Origin of the sequence: Fredinandcohnia onubensis (assembly GCF_002734215.1) — a bacterium.
In the GTDB taxonomy this organism is placed as follows: domain Bacteria; phylum Bacillota; class Bacilli; order Bacillales; family Bacillaceae_L; genus Ferdinandcohnia; species Ferdinandcohnia onubensis.
Map to the genome: position 1 here is coordinate 438,401 of NZ_NSEB01000004.1, position 24,887 is coordinate 463,287.

Annotated in this window: 26 protein-coding genes and 1 tRNA gene; 24 read left to right on the top strand and 3 right to left on the bottom strand. The window is 39.5% G+C overall.

The genetic code is table 11. From position 1 onward, the window contains the following. Positions 1–258: 258 nt before the first annotated feature. The 17 genes from hprK (at position 259) to CKK03_RS05310 (ending at position 16,350) form a co-directional block, all read left to right on the top strand. Positions 259–1,194 (top strand): HPr(Ser) kinase/phosphatase, encoded by a 936-nt coding sequence (gene hprK / locus CKK03_RS05230; RefSeq protein WP_099361551.1) that lies wholly within the window; start codon positions 259–261, stop codon positions 1,192–1,194. A 26-nt stretch (positions 1,195–1,220) separates the two neighbouring features. After that, entirely contained in the window at positions 1,221–2,036 is an 816-nt protein-coding gene (gene lgt / locus CKK03_RS05235; RefSeq protein ID WP_099361552.1) for a prolipoprotein diacylglyceryl transferase, read from the top strand. Positions 2,037–2,060: 24 nt separating this feature from the next. Next, complete coding sequence (locus tag CKK03_RS05240) at positions 2,061–3,005, top strand: nucleoside recognition domain-containing protein (protein WP_099361553.1); 945 nt, start codon at positions 2,061–2,063, stop codon at positions 3,003–3,005. After that, complete coding sequence (ppaX, locus tag CKK03_RS05245; RefSeq protein ID WP_099361554.1) at positions 2,995–3,642, top strand: pyrophosphatase PpaX; 648 nt, start codon at positions 2,995–2,997, stop codon at positions 3,640–3,642. The genes CKK03_RS05240 and ppaX overlap by 11 nt, the downstream gene beginning before the upstream one ends. Before the next feature lie 7 nt (positions 3,643–3,649). Further along, on the top strand, positions 3,650–4,174 hold the full coding sequence (locus tag CKK03_RS05250) for an acyltransferase (protein ID WP_099361555.1): 525 nt from the start codon (positions 3,650–3,652) through the stop codon (positions 4,172–4,174). Positions 4,175–4,602: 428 nt separating this feature from the next. Next, complete coding sequence (locus tag CKK03_RS05255) at positions 4,603–5,787, top strand: ATP phosphoribosyltransferase regulatory subunit (RefSeq protein ID WP_099361814.1); 1,185 nt, start codon at positions 4,603–4,605, stop codon at positions 5,785–5,787. Beyond that, positions 5,788–6,417 (top strand): ATP phosphoribosyltransferase, encoded by a 630-nt coding sequence (hisG, locus tag CKK03_RS05260; protein ID WP_099361556.1) that lies wholly within the window; start codon positions 5,788–5,790, stop codon positions 6,415–6,417. Positions 6,418–6,444: 27 nt separating this feature from the next. Next, positions 6,445–7,710, top strand: a complete 1,266-nt coding sequence (hisD, locus tag CKK03_RS05265; RefSeq protein WP_099361557.1) for a histidinol dehydrogenase — start codon at positions 6,445–6,447, stop codon at positions 7,708–7,710. A 119-nt stretch (positions 7,711–7,829) separates the two neighbouring features. Next, entirely contained in the window at positions 7,830–8,417 is a 588-nt protein-coding gene (hisB, locus tag CKK03_RS05270) for an imidazoleglycerol-phosphate dehydratase HisB (RefSeq protein ID WP_099361815.1), read from the top strand. Continuing rightward, positions 8,418–9,050: an imidazole glycerol phosphate synthase subunit HisH gene (gene hisH / locus CKK03_RS05275; protein WP_099361558.1), complete on the top strand. Its 633-nt coding sequence runs from the start codon at positions 8,418–8,420 to the stop codon at positions 9,048–9,050. Next, positions 9,047–9,781 carry a 1-(5-phosphoribosyl)-5-[(5-phosphoribosylamino)methylideneamino]imidazole-4-carboxamide isomerase gene (gene hisA, locus CKK03_RS05280; RefSeq protein WP_099361559.1) on the top strand — a complete coding sequence of 245 codons (735 nt, stop codon included), beginning with the start codon at positions 9,047–9,049 and terminating at the stop codon, positions 9,779–9,781. The genes hisH and hisA overlap by 4 nt, the downstream gene beginning before the upstream one ends. Beyond that, positions 9,781–10,539, top strand: a complete 759-nt coding sequence (gene hisF / locus CKK03_RS05285; protein WP_099361560.1) for an imidazole glycerol phosphate synthase subunit HisF — start codon at positions 9,781–9,783, stop codon at positions 10,537–10,539. The genes hisA and hisF overlap by 1 nt, the downstream gene beginning before the upstream one ends. Next, entirely contained in the window at positions 10,536–11,156 is a 621-nt protein-coding gene (gene hisIE / locus CKK03_RS05290) for a bifunctional phosphoribosyl-AMP cyclohydrolase/phosphoribosyl-ATP diphosphatase HisIE (RefSeq protein ID WP_099361561.1), read from the top strand. Before hisF ends, hisIE begins: the two co-directional genes overlap by 4 nt. A 326-nt stretch (positions 11,157–11,482) precedes the next feature. Next, entirely contained in the window at positions 11,483–12,973 is a 1,491-nt protein-coding gene (locus tag CKK03_RS05295) for a tetratricopeptide repeat protein (RefSeq protein WP_099361562.1), read from the top strand. A 101-nt stretch (positions 12,974–13,074) separates the two neighbouring features. Continuing rightward, on the top strand, positions 13,075–14,019 hold the full coding sequence (gene trxB / locus CKK03_RS05300; RefSeq protein ID WP_099361563.1) for a thioredoxin-disulfide reductase: 945 nt from the start codon (positions 13,075–13,077) through the stop codon (positions 14,017–14,019). A gap of 60 nt (positions 14,020–14,079) precedes the next feature. Beyond that, positions 14,080–14,643 carry a GNAT family N-acetyltransferase gene (locus tag CKK03_RS05305; RefSeq protein WP_099361564.1) on the top strand — a complete coding sequence of 188 codons (564 nt, stop codon included), beginning with the start codon at positions 14,080–14,082 and terminating at the stop codon, positions 14,641–14,643. A 138-nt stretch (positions 14,644–14,781) separates the two neighbouring features. Next, positions 14,782–16,350 carry a bifunctional GNAT family N-acetyltransferase/carbon-nitrogen hydrolase family protein gene (locus tag CKK03_RS05310; protein WP_099361565.1) on the top strand — a complete coding sequence of 523 codons (1,569 nt, stop codon included), beginning with the start codon at positions 14,782–14,784 and terminating at the stop codon, positions 16,348–16,350. 84 nt (positions 16,351–16,434) lie between these two features. On the opposite strand, the gene CKK03_RS05315 is transcribed toward CKK03_RS05310, so the two are convergent. Further along, positions 16,435–17,748, bottom strand: a complete 1,314-nt coding sequence (locus CKK03_RS05315) for an aminotransferase family protein (protein ID WP_099361566.1) — start codon at positions 17,746–17,748, stop codon at positions 16,435–16,437. Positions 17,749–18,142: 394 nt separating this feature from the next. Between CKK03_RS05315 and CKK03_RS05320 the strand changes: the two genes are divergently transcribed. From CKK03_RS05320 to CKK03_RS05340, 5 genes are all read left to right on the top strand, one after another. Continuing rightward, a complete protein-coding gene (locus CKK03_RS05320) occupies positions 18,143–18,601 on the top strand; it encodes an NUDIX hydrolase (protein ID WP_099361567.1) in 459 nt (152 codons plus the stop codon). A 19-nt stretch (positions 18,602–18,620) separates the two neighbouring features. Beyond that, positions 18,621–19,511 (top strand): RNase adapter RapZ, encoded by an 891-nt coding sequence (gene rapZ / locus CKK03_RS05325; RefSeq protein ID WP_099361568.1) that lies wholly within the window; start codon positions 18,621–18,623, stop codon positions 19,509–19,511. Further along, positions 19,511–20,485, top strand: coding sequence for a gluconeogenesis morphogenetic factor MgfK (gene mgfK / locus CKK03_RS05330; protein ID WP_099361569.1), 975 nt, complete (start codon positions 19,511–19,513; stop codon positions 20,483–20,485). The genes rapZ and mgfK overlap by 1 nt, the downstream gene beginning before the upstream one ends. A gap of 37 nt (positions 20,486–20,522) precedes the next feature. Continuing rightward, positions 20,523–21,464, top strand: a complete 942-nt coding sequence (gene whiA / locus CKK03_RS05335; RefSeq protein ID WP_099361570.1) for a DNA-binding protein WhiA — start codon at positions 20,523–20,525, stop codon at positions 21,462–21,464. A gap of 145 nt (positions 21,465–21,609) precedes the next feature. Further along, positions 21,610–21,867 carry an HPr family phosphocarrier protein gene (locus CKK03_RS05340; RefSeq protein WP_099352512.1) on the top strand — a complete coding sequence of 86 codons (258 nt, stop codon included), beginning with the start codon at positions 21,610–21,612 and terminating at the stop codon, positions 21,865–21,867. A gap of 42 nt (positions 21,868–21,909) precedes the next feature. On the opposite strand, the gene clpP is transcribed toward CKK03_RS05340, so the two are convergent. Beyond that, the gene (gene clpP / locus CKK03_RS05345; RefSeq protein WP_099352513.1) at positions 21,910–22,500 is read right to left on the bottom strand and encodes an ATP-dependent Clp endopeptidase proteolytic subunit ClpP; all 591 of its coding nucleotides are present in this window, start codon (positions 22,498–22,500) and stop codon (positions 21,910–21,912) included. Positions 22,501–22,755: 255 nt separating this feature from the next. Between clpP and CKK03_RS05350 the strand changes: the two genes are divergently transcribed. Then, positions 22,756–22,827, top strand: a tRNA-Arg gene (locus tag CKK03_RS05350). Positions 22,828–23,179: 352 nt separating this feature from the next. Here the strand turns inward: CKK03_RS05350 and CKK03_RS23605 are convergent. Further along, positions 23,180–23,356, bottom strand: a complete 177-nt coding sequence (locus CKK03_RS23605; RefSeq protein WP_180271160.1) for a hypothetical protein — start codon at positions 23,354–23,356, stop codon at positions 23,180–23,182. A gap of 201 nt (positions 23,357–23,557) precedes the next feature. Between CKK03_RS23605 and rpoN the strand changes: the two genes are divergently transcribed. Beyond that, positions 23,558–24,862, top strand: a complete 1,305-nt coding sequence (gene rpoN / locus CKK03_RS05360; protein ID WP_180271179.1) for an RNA polymerase factor sigma-54 — start codon at positions 23,558–23,560, stop codon at positions 24,860–24,862. The last annotated feature ends 25 nt before the right edge of the window (positions 24,863–24,887 follow it).

The following is a 24,887-nucleotide window of genomic DNA, read 5'->3' on the forward strand; positions in this document are numbered from 1 at the left end:
AAGACATTCCATTCTTGGGATGTCTCTGAGACCGTAATTCTCCCCCATCCGCCTCTCAAAACAAATCTCCCCAACATTCTTCCGCAATTTAAATCAGAAAAGTTTTGGCCTTACACAGAAAAATGCTAAAATAGGAGAATGAGTTTGAAAAATATAATTTTTAAAAAATACAGTCTGTTTAAGCAAAAAATGAGATGGCTTTAAAAATACGCAGTAACAACCAAAAACTACATGAATCACAATCAAGGAGGAACAGATGTGCCAAAAGTTAGCACAAAAGATTTAATTGAGAAATTCAAATTAGAATTGGTGAGTGGGGAAGAAGGGGTTAATCGCCCGATAACAACAAGTGATATATCTAGACCAGGTATTGAACTAGCGGGATTTTTTGATTACTATCCTTCAGAGCGAGTCCAGTTATTAGGAAAAACGGAGCTAACGTTCTTTGAGAAATTGTCTACCGAGGAAAAAAGATATCGTATGGAAAAGCTTTGTACAGATATCACTCCAGCAATTATTATTTCGCGTGATTTAGAGACTCCACCAGAACTGATTGAGGCTTCCGAGCGTGAATCTGTTCCAGTGATCAAAGCACGTATGAAGACAACGAGACTATCAAGTAGAATTACAAACTTTTTAGAAAGTAAGCTCGCGCCAACAACAGCTGTTCATGGAGTTCTAGTGGATATATACGGGGTTGGGGTGCTGATCATTGGTAAGAGTGGTGTTGGTAAAAGTGAAACAGCGCTTGAACTTGTCAAACGCGGACACCGTCTTGTTGCAGATGATTGTGTAGAAATTCGTCAAGAGGATGATGATACACTTATTGGAAGCGCACCTGAGCTTATCGAGCATCTCCTTGAAATTCGCGGTCTTGGGATCATCAATGTCATGACCTTATTCGGAGCGGGTGCCATTCGAAATTATAAACGGATTACGCTTGTGGTCAATCTAGAACTTTGGGATCAGACAAAGCAATATGACCGACTTGGGCTTGAAGAAGAAAAAATGAAAATCATCGATACTGAATTAACAAAATACACAATTCCAGTTCGTCCTGGGCGAAACCTAGCCGTCATCATTGAAGTGGCAGCGATGAATTACCGTCTTAAACGTATGGGCTTAAACGCTGCACAAGATTTCTCAAATCGTCTTTCAAATACGATTGAATTTAGGGAGCACGACGAAATATAAAAGATCATTAAAAGGGAGATGAGATAGTGGACCGAAACATTCAACCATTAGACCCAACATTTTTAGAACTTGGCGCGTTACGCATTCAGTGGTATGGACTAATCATCGGGCTAGGAACCATGCTAGCCCTTTATCTGGCCATAAAAGAATCAGAACGCAGAGGGATGCATAAGGATACATTTATGGACCTCATGCTGTTCGCAGTGCCAATTGCCATCATCTGTGCAAGAATTTATTACGTTATTTTTAAATGGGATTATTACTCACAAAATCCTTCCAAAATTATTGCAATTTGGGAGGGTGGAATTGCCATTCATGGTGCGTTAATCGGTTCAGTTGTGACTGCGATTGTGTTTGCGAGAGTAAAAGGCTTGTCCTTTTGGAAAATTGCAGACATCGCGGCACCAAGCATTATCTTAGGTCAAGCAATTGGCCGTTGGGGAAATTTTATGAATCAAGAAGCACATGGAGGACCCATTGCAGAGGAACAGATCCAAACCTTCTATAATGTGCTACCTGACTTTATCATGGACCAAATGTTTATAAAAGGAACGTACTACCATCCAACCTTTTTGTATGAATCAATTTGGAGCCTTGTAGGTTTTGTTTTATTGCTAATGCTTCGAAAGGTCAACCTAAGACGTGGGGAAATGTTCCTTACATATGTAATCTGGTATTCAATTGGCCGCTTCTTCGTAGAGGGCTTACGGACAGATAGCTTAATGCTTGGGGATATCCGAGTGGCTCAGTTGATTTCAGTTTTATCGATTATAGGAGCACTCATCGTACTTATTTATCGAAGAATAAAAGGTCATTCAAACGAACGTTACTTAGAGAAATAACAAAGTAAAAGGGAGAGGGGAAACTTGCTAGAGACAATCAAGAGAGGCTTCATAGTAGGATTAAAAACTACTTGGACATTAGGGAAGGTAATTTTCCCAGTTACCCTACTTGTTACAATGTTGCAATATACACCAGTACTAGATTGGGTGATTAAGTGGATTGCCCCAATCATGGGCTGGTTTGGTCTGTCGGGTGATGCCGCAATACCACTTGTATTAGGTAATTTTTTAAACCTTTATGCAGGGATTGGGGCCATTTTAACACTAGATTTGACCGTAAAAGAAGTGTTTATTTTAGCTGTCATGCTATCATTCTCGCATAATATGATTATCGAATCGACTGTTGCTGCGAAAGTAGGTATGAAGATTTGGGTGATTGTAACAGTTAGACTGGGACTTGCATTCATTTCTGCCTTTGTAATTAATCTAGTTTGGAAAGGTGGAAGTGAGTTAGCAAAATATGGATTAGTCTCAACGACTGATGAACAAATTTCCGGCTGGGGTGCTATTGTATTAAATGGTATTGAAAAAGCTACATTTGGGATTCTGCAATTGGCTCTTATTGTCATTCCATTGATGGTTGTTATTCAAATATTAAAGGAATTAAAATGGTTGGATGTATTTTCAAAGTGGATGACGCCGGTCACAAAGGTACTCGGAATGAAGGAAAATACATCAACAACCTTGGCAGCAGGTATTTTGTTCGGTCTAGCGTTAGGAGCAGGTGTAATGATTCAGGCGGTAAAAGAGGATAATGTAAGTAAGAAAGATGTAACCTTAGCGTTAATTTTCTTAGTATCCTGTCACGCGGTAGTGGAGGATACGCTTATCTTTATTCCTCTAGGCATTCCAGTCTTACCGCTATTGTTAATCCGACTCATTACTGCGATCATACTAACAATGGTCATCGCTTTTATCTGGAAACGCGTCGAGCAAAATAATAGAAAGGAAGTTATTTATGGCAATTAAAACACTACTATTTGATTTAGATGGAACGTTAATTGATACAAATGAACTGATACTCCAATCTTTTTTACACACCTTTGGAAAATACTTTCCAGATCGCAACTATAGTCGGGAGGATATTTTGCCTTTCAATGGTCCAACTCTGCACGAATCTTTTTCATCTGTAGACCCAGACCGAGCAGAAGAAATGATTGCTGAATATCGAAAATTTAATCATGAGAAGCATGATGAATTAGTAACCGAGTTTCCAGGTGTATTTGACACCATTAAGACGCTTAAAGAAAAAGGCTATAAAATTGGCGTTGTTACAACAAAAGTTCGAAAAACGGTTAATATGGGATTACAACTCACAAAGCTTGACCAATTTTTTGATGTCGTGGTGACATTGGATGATGTGAGAAATCCAAAACCAGATCCGGAACCCGTGCTGTTGGCATTGAAGATGTTAGACTCAACACCTGAAGAAGCTATAATGGTTGGCGACAATTATCAGGATATTGTAGCTGGTCAAAAGGCGGGCACAAAAACTGCTGGAGTTGCTTGGTCTCATAAAGGAAAAGACTTCCTATTGGAATACAACCCTGATTTTATGCTTGAAAACATGAGTGACCTACTTGATTTAGTTTTGGTAAAAGGATGAAAAAATAGTGAAACGACGAACCACACGATATTTTGTTTCAGGTCCCAATTCACTTTGGCAAATCTATAAGACCGTATCCTTTTGGAAGGTTGTTAAAAACTTTATCGTCATACAGATAGCGCGTTATACGCCATTTCTTGGTGTGAAAAATTGGCTGTATCGCACTTTTTTAAACATGAAGGTAGGGGAAAAGACAGCATTTGCACTCATGGTAGTGCCGGATACAATGTTTCCCGAGAAAATCAGTGTCGGAAGCAACACAGTCATTGGCTTTAATACCACCATTCTAGCCCATGAATACTTGATTAAAGAATACAGACTGGGTGAAGTTAAAATTGGCAACGAGGTAATGATTGGGGCTAATTCAACGATTTTGCCGGGTGTTGAAATTGGCGATGGAGCAATAGTGTCAGCCGGCACATTGGTCCACAGAGACGTCCCTGCAGGCAGTTTTGTTGGCGGGAACCCGATGCGAGTGATCTATACAAAAGAACAAAGAGAGCAACGAGAAAAAGAGGAATCTAACCATTGAGTTGGTTTGGTTCCTTTTTCATTGCCCAAACTTACACATTTTACTTATCTCTTTTAACTTTCGCTTTTTCTGCTTTATCATCTTCTTTCCTCTTTTCCTTCCTCTTTTAAATTTCAACTTCCAACATCTGTCTCCTTTCTTCCTCTCTTGCTTACAAAATCCCAGTCCAATTATCCACAATATTCACACGACTCACAAAGGTTTTCAAATCTTATCAACAATATCCACAGTTAATAACTTTATTTCCCATAATACGCACAAAATCCAAATCACACCCGATTTATTTCACCTAAATTCTGACTTTTTTTGTTGACGCATGTAAGGGATAGGTGTATCATATACTTTATCTTGGTAGTATATTAGCGAACTAAAGCATAATGGTTTTTTTAAGAAAATATTGGGAAAGTTAACATATACAAACTTTGGTGGTGACGAAAATCGTGTTTATGTTTGAAAAACCGTTAGGTATGAGAGATACATTGCCTGCTTTATATGAAGCGAAAAAGAAAATTCGCAATGCAATGTCATCTCAAATTGAAAGCTGGGGTTATCAATTTATTGAAACTCCAACACTTGAATACTATGAAACAATCGGCGAGGCGTCAGCGATCCTCGACCGTCAATTATTTAAACTATTGGATTCACAGGGTCACACACTTGTGCTAAGACCTGATATGACAGCTCCGATTGCTCGAGTTGCAGCATCTCGTTTATATCAAGGGGAATATCCACAACGCATCGCCTATTCCGCAAATGTGTTCCGTGCGCAGCAGCATGAAGGTGGAAGACCAGCTGAGTTTGAGCAAATTGGAGTCGAGTATATTGGCGATACAACAACAAGTGCTGATGCAGAGGTCATCTCGCTTATGATTGCGTCCCTTAAACAGGCAGGATTAACTAATTTTACAGTGCCAATCGGCCATATTGGTTATGTGAGAGCCTTGTTTATGGAGATTGTTGGAAATGAGGCAAGAGCGGATGCCTTACAACGCTATTTATATGAAAAAAATTACGTTGGCTATAGAGAGCATGTGAAAAAACTACCACTTTCTTCTATTGATAAACAGCGGTTGCTTTCCCTTTTACAACTAAGAGGCAATGAATCAAAAATTGCAAAAGCAAAAGATCTAGTTGAATGTGAAGAAGGAAAAAAGGCAGCAGACGAACTTGAAATGCTCTGGAAAAAGCTAGAGGCATTCGGAGTAACTGAGCATATAAAAATCGACTTCAATCTCGTTAGCCATATGAGCTACTACACAGGAATTCTTTTCGAAGTTTACGCTGAGAATGTAGGCTTTTTAGTAGGAAATGGTGGCCGTTATGATCATTTATTTGAAAAATTTGATCGTCCTGCACCAGCGACAGGTTTTGGAATTCGAATTGATCGACTACTTGAAGCACTTGATTTACCTCAGGAAGAGACAGAAATCCATTGTGTGATTTTTAGCGCTGAACAGAGAGAAGAAGCAATCCGATTTGCGATGAGTAAAAGAGAACAGGGTGAGCGGGTTATTCTTCAAGATATAGCGGGGGTCAAGGATGTTGATGCTTGTACGAATGCTTTTGCCAAAAACACCTTTTTCTTAGGAACGACAAGGAAGGAGGAGGCTTAAATGAGTGATAAATTAACAATTGCGATGCCAAAGGGACGAATTTTTGAAGAGGCGGCACAACTTTTAGTAAAAGCAGGCTACAATCTTCCTCCAGAATTCGAGGATTCCAGAAAGCTGATTATCGACGTTCCTGATGAGCCGTTTCGATTCATGCTTGCAAAACCAATGGATGTGACTACATATGTAGAGCACGGCGTGGCAGACCTTGGTATTGCCGGAAAAGATGTAATGCTTGAGGAAGAGCGCGATGTATATGAGGTACTCGATTTGCAAATCAGCAAATGCTATCTAGCCGTTGCTGGACTCCCAGATGTCAAAATCAAAGGTGTTGCACCTAAAATCGCAACGAAATATCCAAACATAGCATCTAGCTATTTTCGTGAAAATGGGGAGCAGGTTGAAATTATTAAACTAAACGGTTCGATTGAACTTGCACCATTAATTGGTCTTGCAGATCGAATTGTCGATATCGTCTCAACAGGACGTACATTGAAGGAAAATGGATTAGTTGAGCTCGAACATATTGCGGATATCACGTCACGACTTATCGTAAATCCAGTAAGCTATCGTTTAAAGGATCAGCAAATCGATGAAATCGTAGAGAGGCTTTCAACTGTGGTATCGCAGTAGTATTAAAAGGGAAAGGACCGACACACCATGAGAATTGAACGTGTAACCAATTCTGTTTCACTGAAACGGACCATTGATAGTGGGACAGAAGAACAAAGAAAAGCAGTCTTAGAAATTCTCGCTAACGTACAAAAAGAAGGGGATCAGGCCCTTCGTTCCTATACTGAAAAGTTTGACGGAGTTTTACTTGAGGCATTAAAAGTCACCGAGTCAGATTTCAAAGAAGCGTATCAAAAATTAGACGGGAATCTTGTTCCGATCATAAGAGAAGCAGCTGAAAATATTCGTGATTACCATAGCCGTCAGGTAAAGCAATCATGGATGACAATGAAGGAAAATGGGACGATTCTTGGTCAAAAAATCACCCCACTTGATGCAGTTGGTGTTTATGTTCCTGGAGGGAAGGCTGCTTACCCGTCATCTGTCCTAATGAATGTCATTCCTGCGCAGGTCGCGGGAGTTGAGCGAATTGTGATGGTGTCACCACCTGGAAAAGATGGTACTATTCCAGCCGGTGTATTAGTGGCTGCGGACATACTTGGTGTGAAAGAAATCTATAAGGTTGGCGGTGCTCAAGCAGTTGGGGCGTTGGCGTACGGAACGGAAACTATCAAGCCAGTGGATAAAATCGTCGGTCCTGGTAATATCTTTGTTGCATTAGCAAAACGTGAAGTATACGGAAACGTGGATATCGACATGATTGCTGGACCTAGTGAAATCGTCGTGTTGGCAGATGAGACAGCTCTACCAAACGAAATCGCAGCGGATTTACTCTCTCAAGCAGAACATGATGAGCGAGCATCAAGCATTCTCGTAACACCATCAATGCAGCTTGCAGAAGCCGTTTCCGAAGAGCTTGAAAGACAGTTAAGCCTTCTTCCACGTGAAGCAATTGCTAGAGCATCAATTAATGATTTTGGTGCCATTTACGTTACAGGTGACCTAAATGAAGCAATCAGGGTTGTAAACGAGCTTGCTCCAGAACATCTCGAAATCATGACGGAGGAACCGATGGAGCAGGTTGGAAAAATCAAGCACGCAGGCGCTATTTTTATCGGTCGATATAGCTCCGAGCCAGTCGGTGACTATTTTGCTGGTCCAAACCACGTCCTTCCGACAAACGGAACAGCACGTTTTTCAAGTCTATTAAGTGTGGATGATTTTACAAAAAAATCAAGCATCATTTCGTATAGTAAACAAGCCATTGAAGAAAACGGTCCGAAAATTGCTGCTTTCGCACGATTAGAGGGGTTAGAAGCCCACGCGAGAGCTGTTGAGGAACGATTAAAATAATTCACAAAATTCACATCTTGTTGTGGATTATGTGGATAATGTGGATAATAATCCGCAAAATTAAGAAATTTCAGGCACTTGAAGTAATCATTAAATTGTGGATAACGGTAGGTGTAATTATGACAAGACAAGCAAAGGTTGAACGTAAGACAAATGAAACAGATATAAAACTAGATTTTACAGTAGATGGGGAAGGGATTTCAAAGTTCGATACTGGCGTTCCATTTATGTCCCACATGCTAGATCTCTTTACACAACATGGAAAATTCAACTTAACAGTTGATGCAAATGGTGATACAGAAATCGATGATCACCATACAACAGAGGATATTGGAATTTGTTTAGGACAGGCATTGCGTGAAGCACTTGGAGATAAAAAAGGGATCAAACGCTACGGAAACGCATTTGTTCCAATGGATGAAGCTCTTGCACAGGTTGTCATCGATTTAGGAAATCGTCCACATTTCGAATTGAAAGCTGATTTCCCAAGTTCTCGAGTTGGCACTTTTGATACAGAACTGGTTCATGAATTTTTATGGAAGCTTGCATTAGAAGCAAGAATCAATCTCCATGTAATTGTTCACTACGGTCACAATACACATCATATAATTGAAGCTATTTTTAAAGCATTTGGTCGTGCATTAGATGAAGCAACGATGATTGACCCACGAGTTAAGGGAGTCCCGTCAACGAAAGGGATGTTATAGATGATAGGCATTATTGATTATGGCATGGGGAATTTATACAGCGTTTCTAAGGCACTTGAACGGATGAACTATGATTATTTCATTTCAAGTTCACCTGATGAGCTTGCAAAAGCAGACGGTCTAATTTTACCAGGTGTCGGTTCCTTTAAAGATGCAATGGGAATCTTACATGAAAAAGGATTAGTTGGCTTCATTAAGGAATCTGTTGTAAAAGGGACACCACTCTTAGGAATCTGTTTAGGGATGCAACTATTATTTGAAGAAAGTGAAGAAAATGGACTTACCCAAGGTCTTGGTTTCCTAGAAGGCAGAATCACAAAAATTCCTGGTGTAACAGCGAATGGTGAAACCTATAAAGTCCCCCATATGGGCTGGAATGATCTTGAACTTAAAAATCCATCTCCACTTTTAAAAGACATCGAGGGTGGACATGTCTACTTCGTTCATTCCTACTTCGCAGAGACTGACACCGAAAATGTAATCGCAAGTAGCATGTATGATGTCGACGTCCCAGCTGTTGTTGGAAAAGGTAATGTGTTTGGAACCCAGTTTCATCCTGAAAAAAGCAGTGAGCTAGGATTAAAAATCCTCCAAAACTACGCTGCGATTGTGGAAAAGAAGGTGACAATATGAGTACTTTTACAATTTACCCGGCAATCGATATGCGCGGTGGCAAATGTGTTCGATTGCTTCAAGGGGATTATAATAAAGAAACAGTCTATGGTGACTCACCGTTTGATATGGCGAAAGCCTTCGCTGATGCAGGTGCTGAGTGGATTCACATGGTTGATTTAGATGGAGCAAAAGCTGGTAAACGTGTGAATGACCAATACGTGATTGAGGTTGCCAAGAAACTTGATGCGAAAGTTCAAATTGGTGGCGGAATTCGAACCGAAGAGGATGTAGCTTACTATATTGAAAATGGTGTTGACCGCGTCATTTTAGGAAGTGCGGCCATTTCAAATCCTGACTTTGTAAAGGACATGCTCAAGAAATACAAAGAAAAAATCGCGATAGGTATTGATGCGAAAGACGGCTATGTAGCCACTGAAGGCTGGTTAAATACATCTTCTGTAAAAGCGACTGATTTAGGTGTTGAACTTGCGAAAGCAGGTGCACAAACATTTATTTTTACAGATATCGCGACAGACGGCATGCTTAGTGGTCCTAACATCGACGCGGTTGCTACACTTGCTTCTGTAACAGGAAAGCAAGTCATCGCTTCTGGTGGAGTTAGCTCTATTGAAGACCTTAAAGCACTTAGTAAGCTAGCGGATCAAGGTGTTTCTGGTGCAATTGTAGGAAAAGCCATCTATACTAATCAATTTACCGTTCAAGAGGCGTTAGAAGAGGTGAGTGGCTGATGATCACAAAACGTATCATTCCATGTTTGGACGTAAAAGATGGTCGCGTTGTGAAAGGCATTCAATTTGTTGGACTACGTGATGCTGGGGACCCTGTTGAACTTGCAAAATTCTATGATTCAGAAGGTGCAGATGAACTCGTATTCCTTGATATTTCTGCCTCACATGAAGGTCGCAAAACGATGGTTGAGGTTGTCGAAAAAGTGGCCGCAGAACTTGCGATTCCTTTTACAGTTGGAGGAGGAATTAATTCTTTAGAGGATATGAAAAAAATCCTTCGTGCCGGTGCTGACAAGGTTTCACTTAATACGGCAGCTGTGACAAATCCTGACTTAATCAAGGAAGGTGCTGACTTCTTTGGCTCCCAATGTATCGTCGTTGCAGTTGACGCAAAATACGATGAGGAACTTAGTAGCTGGAGAGTATACACTCATGGTGGACGTAAAGCAACTGAGTGGGAAGTTGTCTCTTGGGCGAAAGAAGCAATCAAACTCGGAGCCGGTGAGATATTATTAACTAGTATGGACGATGACGGAAGCAAGGATGGCTTCAACCTTGAATTAACAAGACGTGTAAGTGAGGCAGTTACTGTGCCTGTCATCGCATCAGGTGGCGCTGGAAATGCTAAACATTTTGCACAAGCATTCAAAGAAGGTAAAGCAGACGCTGCATTAGCAGCAAGTATTTTTCACTACAAAGAAACTTCCGTAAAAGAAGTTAAAACTTATTTAAAAGAGAAAGGGGTCAATGTCCGATGAACACACCAGACATTAAATTCGACGAAAAAGGACTTGCTCCAGCCATTGTTCAGGATGCAGTAAGCAAAGAGGTTTTAACACTGGCTTATATGAATGAAGAATCTTTACGCAAATCCATTGAAACACGTGAAACTTGGTTTTATAGCCGCTCACGCCAGGAGCTTTGGCACAAAGGGGAAACCTCAGGTAATACTCAAAAAATAGTGGATATCAAATATGATTGTGACCAGGATGCCATCCTTGTTCTAGTTGAGCCAGCAGGCCCAGCTTGCCACACAGGAAGCTATTCTTGCTTCAACGAATCAGTTCTAGGAGAACAAAAAGAAGTGTCCTCAGACCGTTTTGCTATTCTTAATGAGCTTGAAGAAGTAATTGCTAAGCGTGAAGTCGAAATGCCAGAGGGAGCTTATACTACATACCTATTTGATAAAGGGGTAGATAAGATTCTGAAAAAAGTCGGTGAAGAAGCTTCAGAGGTTATTATTGCAGCGAAAAACCGCGATCACGAAGAACTTAAGTGGGAAGCAGCAGATTTGATTTATCACTTGCTTGTCTTGCTTCGTGAACAAAAGCTTCCACTTGATGAAGTATTAACTGTACTTCAAAAAAGAAGATAAGAATGTCAAGGGTGCTTATCCACAGATGAGCACCTTTTCCAATGCTTGAATTTACTGGAATGTCTATCGTTTATCCACGATATCCACATTATCCACAAACAAACTTCGATTAATGTGCATATGTTCACTCGATTCAGTAGTCACGCTACTTTATTCACAAAAAAAGGAATAGTTGTCCACAATATTCACATTGCCCACAAATTACCACTCGTACTTTCTCCAAAAGTTTTTTCCTTTTACCCAAGCACCCCTATGTGTCAAGGATTTTATATGTTATACTACGTTGGGAAATATGTATAAAAAGCAGTATTTAGTGGAGGATCCCGATGGAAAAACAAAACAGAAAAGAAAGTCAGCATAGTTCAAAGGTAATTCCGTTTATCCAGACGGGAGAATATTATTTTAAAAAAGGACTAAAGGCGTATCGCCAGCATGATATATATAAATCAATAAAACATTTTAAACGAGCGATTCAGCTTGAACCAAAAGAGCCGATGTTCTTATGTCAATTATCCGTAGCGTTAACGGAAATTGGTGATTACATCCTATCTAATCAATATCTTACACAAATAATGGAAGATCCAAATTTCGATATGCCAGAGTGTTTTTATTTCATGGCCAATAATTATGCACATTTAGGTTTGTTCCAAGAAGCAGGCAAACATGCACAAGCCTATTTAGATCGTGAGCCAGATGGAGACTTTTCGGAGGATGCCGAGGATTTGCTTGATTTATTGCTCCTTGAGGAAGTGGACTTTGAAGATTCTGCTAATCAACAGGACGAACTCATCGTCATGCAGGAACAAGCACGTGATTACCTTGAAACAGGACGATTAGACGAAGCGGTGACCCTTTTAAAGGAAATCATTCGCGAATACCCGGAATTTTGGTCTGCTTATAATAATTTAGCATTAGCGTATTTTTACTCTGGAGATGTGGAGAATGCATCAGAGATTCTTGATGAGGTTTTGAGTAAAAACCCTGGTAATCTTCATGCACTTTGCAACTCATTGGTATTTCTATATTATCAACGAAAAAATCAACAGGTAAAAGAGCTAACGAAACGATTAGCACTGATTCATCCGATTCTTTCGGAACACCGTTATAAATTAGGTGCCACATTTGGATTGGTCGGAAGATATGACCTTGCGTATAAATGGTTGCGAAGTCTTCAACGAAGTGGGTTTGAAGGAGACGAAACCTTCTATTATTGGCTATCTCATTCTGCTTATTTTACAGAGCACCATGACGTTGCCCAAAATGCATGGAAGCGAGTGCTCGAAGAAAATCCAAGTAAAAAGGGCTCGGCTCCATGGGAATCAGACCGTACAAAATCCATTAGTGATGTATTGGACCGTTGGTTAACAGGTGATTTTATCGAGGAACGCTTATATGGTTTATTTTTAGCAAGTAAGACAAATTCTTCTCTTGCCCGCAAGGATATTAAACATATAAAATTCCATGCGACCCTTGAACAAGAATTTGCAAACTATGTCCTAAGTAAAAAGAAAAAGACAGGAAAAGTTCCGACCTATATCATTGATGGGTACAATATTGCAGACACTCTATTTACAAAAAATAAACATGATGATTCTGCAAATGAGGAACTCTATCTAACGTGGTTAATGATTTACGATGAAGCGGTAAAGCGTCAGTTCAATGTGTCTAACTGGCAAGCATGGGCTGCAGCAACGGAATACATCTGGCGCAACCACGGATCGCGGACGATCACTCAACAACAGGTTGCAGCGAAATATAATATTTCCAAAACAACAGTGATGAAGTATGTAAAATTTGTTAAAGAACTCTTACAATGAGCATATTAATAGCGGATTTTGTCAGGTTTTTATAGGATAGGGGTAGGAGATACTAAAACAATAAAATCCACTTATATATGGACGTAAGGAGAGACGTAAAAATGACTGAAGAAAAAATTTATGATGTCATTATAATCGGTGCCGGCCCGGCAGGTATGACAGCAGCTGTTTATACATCTCGTGCAAACCTATCAACTTTAATGCTTGAGCGCGGGATTCCTGGTGGCCAAATGGCAAACACTGAAGAAGTTGAAAACTATCCAGGATTTGATCATATTTTAGGACCGGAACTATCCACAAAAATGTTCGAGCATGCGAAGAAATTCGGTGCTGAATATGCGTATGGTGATATAAAAGAAGTAATAAATGGTGAAGAATTCAAGACTGTCATTGCTGGCAGTAAAGAATATAAAGCACGTGCTATAATTATCTCAACTGGTGCGGAATATAAGAAAATTGGGGTGCCAGGTGAAAAAGAACTTGGTGGCCGAGGCGTTTCTTACTGTGCAGTATGTGATGGGGCATTCTTTAAAAACAGAGAGCTTGTTGTAGTCGGTGGAGGAGATTCTGCAGTAGAAGAAGGCGTGTACCTAACTCGTTTTGCGTCTAAGGTTACAATCATTCACCGTCGTGACCAGCTTCGTGCACAAAAAATCCTACAACAACGTGCATTTGATAACGAAAAAGTGGAGTTTATCTGGAACCACACAGTTAAAGAAATTCACGAAAAAGATGGTAAGGTTGGTTCCTTAACGCTTGTGAATACACAAACTGGTGAAGAATCAGAATTTGGCGCAGACGGCGTATTCATCTATGTCGGTATGCTTCCACTTTCAAAACCATTCGAAGGCCTAGGAATTACAAACGAAAACGGTTATATCGAAACAAACGAGCAAATGGAAACAAAAGTACCTGGCATCTTTGCAGCAGGTGACATCCGTGAAAAGCAACTTCGCCAAATCGTAACAGCAACTGGCGATGGAAGTATTGCGGCTCAAACAGCTCAACACTATATCGAAGAATTGATGGAAAAAATTAAAGCATAAATGAGAGAACACCTCCAATGTGGAGGTGTTTTTTGACGAATTAAGGGTGGGGAACGGTATATGATCGATTTACATGTTAAACCGACAATCGTTGGAGAAAAGACAATACTAAGACCATTTAAAATGGATGAGGATTTCCCGTACATAGAAGAATGTTTAAAAGATCCTATCGTCCTTAAATATACGGGAAGCACAGCGGGATATGAACGAGATAAAACTCTTCTGTGGTACCGAACGAGAAATGAACAGGAGGATCGTTTAGATCTTGCTATTGTTGATAGGGAGAAGCAAGTCTTAATAGGTGAAGTGGTGGTCAATCTTTATGATGAAAAAACAAATAGTATGAATTTCAGAATTCTGATTGGCCCAAACGGCAGAGATAAAGGACTTGGAACAGAAGCAACTCAGCTTATGGTTGATTATGTTTTTCAAAACACTGACATTAACCAACTAACCCTTAGTGTTTTTGATTTTAACCCGAGAGCCAAAACAGTATATGAAAAAGTGGGGTTTGTGACCGACAGTGTAGACAAAGATGACCTAGAGTTTGAAGGAGAATGGATCGATTCCATCAACATGAAGCTTACAAGAACAGAATGGGAGAAGAATCGGTCGGTAAAGTAGCTTCTAGAGTGTCCGTAAAATCAAAACAGAAATATTAATGTACTACCGATAATATATTGATAGAAAGGGATGAATTAAAACGTTCGATAAATTTGGATAGCCCCTGTATTTATCGAATGCCCAGAAAGGGAGATATTTGTGTCGAGGATTGATCTTTCGAAATTTGAGAAGAGGATTGTGTTACGAAATATTAGGCATGAGGATATCGAGGAGATTATTGATCTTTCAAAGGTTTGTTTTCCAAATATGGACCCATGGGAGCGGGACCAATTAGAAAGCCATCTTACCATTTTTCCAGAAGGACAATTTTGTGTTGAATATGATGGGAAAATCATTGGCTCCTGTTCGAGCTTAATTGTTGATTTTGATGAATATGAGGATAAGCATACGTTCGATGAGATTAGCGATAATTCCTATATTCGCAACCATGATCCACATGGGAAAAATTTATATGGTATTGATGTTATGGTTCATCCGGAATATCGTCGCATGAAAATTGGACGTCGGCTTTATGAGGCAAGAAAAAAATTGACTCAAGAACTCAACTTAGAAAGCATCATTATTGGTGGGAGAATCTCAAACTATCATAAATATGCGGATGAAATGTCTGCTAGGGAATATGTGGATCAGGTCATCCAACAAAATATCTATGACCCAGCCCTTACTTTTCAAATGATTAATGGCTTTGTGCTAAAGCGCGTCAATGCCAATTACTTATCAGATCGGGATTCTTTAGGCTATGCAACACTAATGGAATGGAATAATCCTGATTACTTACCTAAGAAAACGAGAAGGATTTACAATCGGTCCCTCCCTGTAAGAATTTCAGTGATTCAATATATGATGAAAAAAATCAATTCCTTTGAAGATTTTGCAACTCAATGTGAGTATTTTATTGATGCGAGTTCTAATTTCCGCTCAGACTTTGCCGTGTTTCCTGAAACGTTCACCATGCAGCTATTGTCGTTCATTAATGAGCAGGTACCGAGTAAACAAATCAAAAAAGTGTCAGAGTATACGGAGGACTATATAAATCTCTTTTCGAAACTTGCCGTAACGTACAATATTAATATTGTAGGCGGTTCGCATTTTGTGGAAGAGGATCATTGTCTTTATAATGTTGCATACCTTTTTAGACGAGACGGTACAATCGATAAGCAATATAAGCTTCATATCACACCTGATGAGAGAAGATGGTGGGGAGTTCAACCAGGTAATGGTGTCCACGTGTTTGACACAGACTGTGGAAAAATCTCAATTCTGATTAGCTATGATATTCAGTTTCCGGAGCTCGCTCGGATTGCTGTGGATAAAGGGGCACAAATTATTTTTACTCCTTTTAGCTCAGAAGACCAGCAGGGTTATTTGAGGGTAAGGTATTGCTCACAGGCTCGTGCTGTCGAAAATCAAGTGTATACCGTAATAGCAGGTGCAGTCGGTAACCTTACACATGTTCCACATATGGATGTGCAGTACGCACAATCCGGTATTTTTTCACCATCTGATTTTACATTTTCAAGCAATGGGATTGTTGGAGAGTGTAACCCAAATATTGAAACAATTGTGGTGGGAGAGGTTGACCTTGAAAGCCTTCGCCGAAACCGAAACATTGGAACCGAAACGCCACTAAAAGACCGCAGAACGGATTATTATCAAATTATCACCAAGAAACCTAAACAGGCCAAAAAGAAAATCCCATCCGATTAAGTACTTATACACATGTGTATAACTGTTCAACATAAAGTAACCGCCTAATCCACAAAGGAATAGGCGGTTATTCGTTTTTCTATCTTACACGCTTCGTTCAACCCTAAATATTGCGTGATGTAGCATTTCTATCATGAGGTCGACTTCTTCTTTGTTGATACAGAGTGGAGGAGCGAAAACGAGTGTGTCCAACCCATCAAATACGACAGATCTGCAGATTAAGCCGATTTTCGCGGCCTCATTCACAATTTTTGGGGCAAGAGGGCCTTTTACATGCTGAGGCGTATTGATTTCGACAGCACCCATGAGTCCGAGTGCACGGACGTGACTGACAAGACTGCTTTCACTTTGAATCCACGAAAAACCATTGAGCATTTTTGCACCCATTTTTGCCGAATTCTCGATTAATCCCTCATTTTCAATAATTTCAATATTTTTCAATGCAACCGCACAGGCCATTGGATGACCACTATACGTATACCCGTGTAAAAGTGTTCCGGTTGAAAGTTTCTTGAAATCCTCAAAAATAGCTTCGGATAGCATGACACCACCTAACTGAGCATATCCACTCGTTACCCCTTTGGCAAAACACATCATGTCAGGTGCAACCCCATAGTGGTCCACTCCGAAGTATTCACCAGTCCGCCCAAATCCTGTAATCACTTCATCTGTAATCCATAAAATGTTGTACTCATCACAAATGTCCCGCACTTCTTTAAAATACCCTTCTGGGGCAATATGGACACCGCCGGCCCCTTGCACTGGTTCTGCGACAAATGCAGCAATTGTTTCTGGACCTTCAGCCTCAATCGTTTGGCGTAAATCTTCAGCAGAGAAATTATCCGTATGATAAAAATCAGGTGCCAATGAATTAGTAAAATCTCGGAAAGGCTTTAGGCCTGTTGCACTTGTCGATCCCATTGCAACTCCATGATATGACCTATTTCGAGAAATGATTTTCTCTTTCTCAGGCATTCCACGTAGTATCCAGTAATGACGTGCTAATTTATATGCCGTATCATTTGCTTCAGAGCCACCTGAAGTAAAAAAAGTCGTTGTTAAATTTCCAGTTGAAATTTCCGCAAGCTTTGCAGCCAAACGGATTGCAGGTTCATTGCTAAAAGTTGCAAAACAAGAGCTAAATGCAAGCTTATTCATTTGCTCCATTGCTGCTTGCCCTAATTCTTTCCGACCGTGTCCAATATTGACATTCCATAAAGAGGACATGCCATCAAGTACGCGTTTTCCATTCACATCCTCAAGAAACACACCTTCTCCTTTTGTAAAAATAAAAGCAGGTCCTAAATCCTGCTGTTGCTGAATCGGAGAGGTTGGATGCAAAAAATGTTTTTGATCAAGTTCCATCAGTTCTTGGCGCACCATTAATTTTTCGTTCATTCAATTCCTCCTTCGTAAATAAGCTTTTATTGAAATATATGCGAAGGGTTCAAGCTTTTGAACTACGAATAAGTGAAGGAACTAGTCCTTTCAGGTTAATGTTTCTTTTATGTAAAAGATTTCCTTTAAAACGTAATTTTGTTTTAACTCTCCTGTAACACGGATGAAATATATTTTGAGTATGATAATAGTAGTAATTGACCCCCTTTTTATAAAATAGATTTTTTTGGGCACGGGTACATCCCCCGTGCCCCCTTTTTTTGCCCAAATTTCCCCGACAAAAATTATGAAAATCTTGTTCGTTGTGAGTACCTGTTAGAAATAGTATAATAATATCAATATGAATGCTTACAAACGGTCTACCTAAAAAGGGACCGACTTGGGGTGAAAGAGAGTGCAAAGAGTAACAAATTGCTTAGTACGCAAGGATGATAAAGTCTTGCTTTTACAAAAGCCACGTCGCGGGTGGTGGGTTGCTCCTGGTGGGAAAATGGAACCGGGTGAATCAATTCGTGACTCCTGTATCCGTGAATATCGTGAAGAAACTGGACTTTATCTTAAAAACCCAGATATTAAAGGGATTTTTACATTTATTATTAAAGAGGGTGACAAGGTAACCTCTGAATGGATGATGTTTTCCTTCTTAGCCAATGACTTTGAAGGTGAAAATGTTGATGAATCTGAAGAGGGAATCCTAAAATGGCAAGACATCGGGGACATACCCAATCTGCCAATGGCACCAGGTGATTATCATATTTTAGATTATGTACTTAAAGGTTCTGGGGTCATATATGGGACATTTACATATACACCCGATTTTCAATTATTATCGTATCGATTAGATCCAAGCTAGAAATTAGGGAGGCAAAACAATGAGTGTTGGTTCAACAAGTGAAATACAATTAGTGATTATAACTGGAATGTCAGGTGCCGGAAAAACGGTTGCCATTCAAAGTTTTGAAGATTTAGGGTATTTTTGCGTAGATAACCTACCCCCAACTTTGCTTCCAAAGTTTCTAGAGCTGATGAAGGAATCTGGCGGAAAAATGAATAAAGTTGCACTTGTCATGGACTTACGTGGCCGTGAGTTTTTCGATAGCCTATTTGCATCACTTGACGATCTCTCAGAAGTCTCATGGATATCTCCACAAATTTTATTCCTTGATGCAAAGGATACGACCCTTGTTACTCGGTATAAGGAAACAAGACGTTCTCATCCACTTGCTCCAACTGGTTCTCCACTGGAAGGAATTCAGGCAGAGCGCGAAATTCTTGATGAACTTAAGGGAAGAGCACAATACATTTATGACACTTCTGATTTAAAACCGCGTGAACTACGCGAGAAAATTTTAAAGCAATTTGCATCAGAATCAAAACCTACCTTTACAGTCAATGTCATGTCATTTGGTTTTAAATATGGCATTCCGATTGATGCAGATCTCGTGTTTGATGTGCGTTTTCTTCCAAATCCACATTATATCGAAGCGATGAGACCGAAAACTGGACTTGATGATGATGTTTCAGGCTATGTTTTAAAATGGACCGAAACTCAGAAGTTTATTGAAAAGGTAACCGATTTACTCGCATTTATGCTTCCTCAATACAAACGGGAAGGTAAGAGTCAGCTTGTAATTGGAATTGGTTGTACAGGTGGACAGCATCGTTCTGTTACACTAGCTGAATATATCGCAAATCATTTCAAGGCTGAATATCAAACCCATGTTTCTCATCGCGATATTGAGAAGAGAAAGGACAAAAAGTAATGACCGAGCCAAAACAGCCTAAGATTGTCATCGTTGGTGGGGGAACAGGACTTTCTGTACTTTTACGAGGGTTAAAATATCTACCTGTCGATATCACGGCAATTGTGACGGTTGCAGATGACGGGGGATCTTCTGGTCGTCTTCGAGATGAGATGGATATTCCACCGCCCGGTGATATTCGAAACGTATTAGCTGCGTTGTCAGATGTGGAGCCTTTAATTGAGGATTTATTTCAGCATCGGTTTGCTGGTGGAAATGGCTTATCCGGTCATTCGTTGGGAAACTTGATTCTTGCGGCAATGACTACCATTACAGGCGATTTTGTTCACGCAGTTGGTGAAATGAGCAAGGTTCTCAATGTAAGAGGGAAGGTTCTTCCGGCGGCAAATAAGAGCGTCATTTTACATGCTGAAATGGAGGATGGTACTGTTGTTTCAGGTGAATCCAAGATTCCATATTCTGGTAAAAAAATAAAGCGTGTATTTTTAACACCTAGTGATGTAGAGCCTCTACAAGAATCGATTGAAAAGATTCAACAGGCAGATATGATTATCATTGGCCCTGGTAGCCTCTACACTAGTATTTTACCGAATTTACTTGTACCCAAAATTGGCGAAGAGGTTTTAAAATCGGACGCGAAAAAAGTTTATATTTGTAATGTAATGACGCAGGCTGGGGAAACTTTGAATTTTACAGCAAGCGACCATGTTCAGGCTTTGTACGATCATATGGGCATAAAGTTCATTGATACGGTTCTTGTTAATAATGGAGAGATTCCCGAGAATATTAAAGAAAAATATGCAAAAGAGCTAGCAAAACCTGTAGTTTACGACACTGAAAGGCTTTCTGCTTTAGGTTTAGCCATCATCCATGATAAAATCATTTCATACGATAATGGCGTTATCAGACACGACACAAAAAAAGTGGCAAGCCTGTTATATGATTTGCTCATTAAAAATAAAAAGGGTGATTGAGTTTTAAATCACCCTTTTAAAAAAGGGAGGTGGAACTGTGTCATTTGCATCAGAGACGAAAAAAGAACTCACAAATTTAGACATCAAAGATTGCTGCGCAACAGCCGAGCTTTCCGCTTTGATCCGAATGAATGGCGCACTTTCCTTCTCTAACCAAAAAATGGTGGTCGATATCCAAACGGAAAACGCCGCGATTGCGAGAAGAATTTATACACTTCTGAAAAAATGCTATAATGTAGGGGTAGAGCTCCTTGTTCGAAAGAAAATGAGACTCAAGAAGAACAATGTATATCTTGTTCGCCTTTCTGAGGATGCAAAAGAAATACTAGAAGACTTGAAGATTTTCGAAGGCTTTTCATTAAGACAAGAAATCTCTTCAGAATTAGTAGCGAAGAAGTGCTGCAAACGCTCCTATTTACGCGGAGCTTTTTTAGCAGGTGGCTCTGTCAATAACCCAGAAACATCCTCATACCATCTTGAGATTTTTTCATTATATAAAGAACATAATGACTCACTTTGTGAATTAATGAACGTTTTTGATCTTAACGCTAAAACGTTAGAACGAAAAAAAGGTTTTATCACCTACTTAAAAGAAGCGGAAAAAATCACAGAGTTCCTAAATGTTATTGGTGCCCATCAGGCATTGCTTCGTTTCGAGGACGTTCGCATTGTCCGTGACATGAGAAATTCGGTGAACCGTCTCGTCAATTGTGAAACAGCTAACCTAAATAAAACAATTGGGGCATCAATTCGACAGGTGGAAAATATCAGATACATTGATGAAACAGTGGGCCTAGGCATCCTACCTGATAAATTAAGAGAAATTGCTGAGCTTCGTGTGGCCTACCAGGATGTTACACTTAAAGAGCTAGGCGAAATGGTAACATCGGGTCAGATCAGTAAATCGGGTATTAACCACCGACTTCGAAAAATTGATGAAATTGCTGATAAGCTCCGAGCAGGCCAATCCCTAAAGTGAGCACCTTGCTCACTTGGAGAAAAATAAAGCGTTATCATTTTTTTAAAAAAACATGAAACCTTTAGAGCTCAATCTACGTAATAATAGGAAATACAAAAAAACACAACTTAAGAATGTACAGAAAAATCTGAGGAGGAAGAAACGAATGGTGGAAAGACATGTTGAGGTTGCTTTAAGAACGGGGTTACAAGCACGCCCTGCAGCGATGTTTGTTCAGGAAGCAAATAAATTTTCTGCAGATATCTTTTTAGAAAAAGACGGAAAAAAGGTAAATGCAAAAAGTATCATGGGTCTAATGAGTTTAGCGGTTGGCAGTGGTACAACAGTTACATTAATTGCTGATGGAAATGATGAAGAAGCAGCAGTTGAAGCATTAACTGAATTTGTTCAAAAAGAAGCATAAAAAAATCCTCTCACGACTAAATGTGAGAGGGTTTTTTTGTTTTTATTTATTGTCTTGTGGATACATAACCTTGTCGATTAGTCCGTATTCCATTGCTCTTTCAGCAGTCATAAAGTTATCGCGATCTGTATCTTTTTGAAGAACCTCAATTGGTTGGCCAGTACGTTCAGCTAAAATTTGGTTTAGCTTTTCGCGTAAGAAAAGGATGCGTTTAGCCGCAATTTCAATTTCAGTTGCTTGACCTTGTGCTCCACCAAGTGGTTGGTGAATCATAACTTCACTGTTAGGAAGCGCAAAACGCTTGCCTTTTTCACCAGCAGCAAGTAAGAAAGCACCCATAGATGCAGCCATACCAATACAGATTGTAGAAACCTTTGGCTTAATGAACTGCATTGTGTCATAAATAGCCATACCAGCTGTAATTGAACCACCAGGGCTGTTAATGTATAAAGAAATATCTTTTTCAGGATCCTCAGCTGCGAGGAACAATAACTGAGACACGATTGAGTTAGCAACATTATCATCAATGGCACTTCCAAGCATGATAATACGGTCTTTTAATAAACGTGAGTAAATATCATAGGCGCGCTCTCCACGGTTTGTTTGCTCAATAACTGTAGGGATTAAATTCATTTAACTTCCTCCTTCAAAACAAATTAAAAACTTTACTATGTATTTCCATCATACAATTAAGGTCAGTAAAGGTCAAACAATTCGCTTTACTAACTTATCTTATTCTACAAACATTTATGACATACCTTTATAGATGTGAAAAAAACAAAATTTCATACGTATACCATCATACCCGATTTGGAGTGTTTTAAACATACATCTTGCATTCAAATGCGTTCTAGCCTATAATGATGAGTGCAGTTTCTATTCAGACATGCCCTCGTAGTGTAGTGGATAGCACAAGAGATTCCGGTTCTCTTATCGTGGGTTCGAATCCTGCCGAGGGCGCTAATGAAAAAAAGGACCAGAGTATGATCTGGTCCTTTTTTTGCATATTCGGTAATCGTACCCTTTGTTCCTTGAAATCAGACAAGGAGGGAACGCAAACGCGTTAATCGTACCCTCACGATCAAGAAATCAACTCGAAAGGGAACGCAAACGCGCTAATCTTACCCACACGATTCGGAAATTGTTCAAAGAGGGAACGCAAATCCCCTAATCGTACCCTCACGATCAAGAAATCAACTCAAAAGGGAACGCAAACCCACTACTAATCGTACCCTCACAATCCAGAAATCGAACAAAGATGGTACGGAAAGCCCCAAACTATCTCAACGCCAAAAATCTTTTCTCCAAATACCTAGTTATCCTTATACCCCAATGTCCCTTCGTATACATCCTCGTCAACTGGATTCAAAGCCCACATTGTTTGGATAGGATCAAATTCAGATGCGAACTCTTCGATATTTTCCGCCTTTTTTGCTTCATCCAGAGTCCCTGTAACCGGGCCGGTGTACATAATCTCATTTTTCCTCAACACAAATCACCTCTTTAAGGTAGATTCTTTCAAAAAATGAATAAAAATGCGTGCTAAAATTTAACTTTTTCGATACCATGGAAGTAAGATAAAATTAACGATAGAACATATTCAATAAAAAGATGTAGTCCATTGCAACTTAAAATAAGTAAACGCTTCCATTCAACGTAAATCAGGCGAAAGGGGGAAACAAGAGTGAATATGCAAACTGGACTTTTTCAGCAGCAATCATTAAAGCTAGTCATGACAAAGGAGTTAACTCAGGCTATAACTCTTTTACAATACTCTTCTTTGGATTTGGCTAAATTTCTAGAAGAGCAAACATTAGAAAATCCCCTAATTGAAGTGAAACAAACGGATTTTAGTCGACAAACAAAATCAAAGGTCTCAAAAGAATCCTACACAAATCCGATTGACTATATTGAAAAAAAAGAAACAACCCTTTATGAACACTTGCTTACACAACTTTCATATATGAAAGTAAACAACGAAAAAAAGCGAACAATGGAATATATCATACAACTCTTGGATAGCAACGGTTATCTGTATTTTCCTGAGGAGGAGATTGCAAGGGACCTAAATACCGATACAGAAACCATCGAAAGTGCGATTCACTATATTCAAACTTTAGATCCGACTGGGGTAGGAGCAAGGTCCTTACAGGAATGCCTACTTCTACAATTGAGGAAATTGCCAAAACGGAATAGTCTTGCTGAAACAATTATTCAGGACTATTTTGAAGAATTCGCAGAAAAGTCTTGGAAGGAAATCGCGAAACAACTTGATGTTAAGCTTTTTGACATTCAACAGCTTTTTGACTTTATCCAAACTCTACAGCCAAGACCGGGTGCAGCTTTTCATGGAGGAGTAGCACAATATATTGTTCCGGACTTTGATATTCAAGTTGAAAATGGTGTTGTCGTAATGAACATGCACGATTCATATTTTCCGAAGGTTTCGTTAAATCTTCAGTACTACCAACACTTTTTACAAGAAAAAGATTCACAAACAAAATCCTATCTCCAAGAAAAAGTGGATCAGTGCCAATGGATTATGAGAAGTTTGGAACAGCGAAAAATCACATTACAAAATGTCATGAACGAAATCATTAATCGTCAACTGGACTTCTTTCTAAAAGGACCAGCTCATCTAAAGCCACTAATAATGAGTGAAGTTGCACAAAGTTTAGACATTCATGAATCAACTGTAAGCCGTGCAGTAAAAGATAAATTTGTGCAAACTCCATTTGGTATTTTCGAAATGAAATATTTCTTTAGTCGAAACATCCAAACAACGGGTTTAACCGATACGTCATCAACGCAAGTTAAGAACGTTTTAAAACAGCTGATTGATGATGAAAATAAACAAAAGCCTTTGTCTGACCAGGAGATTGTCAGTATACTTAAGGAAGAGCATGGTATTCTTGTGTCCAGAAGAACAATTGCAAAATACCGTGACCAATTAAATATACCATCTTCATCGAAGCGAAAAAGATACAGCAAGTAGATTGGAAGTGTAACAGTTGAGTCGC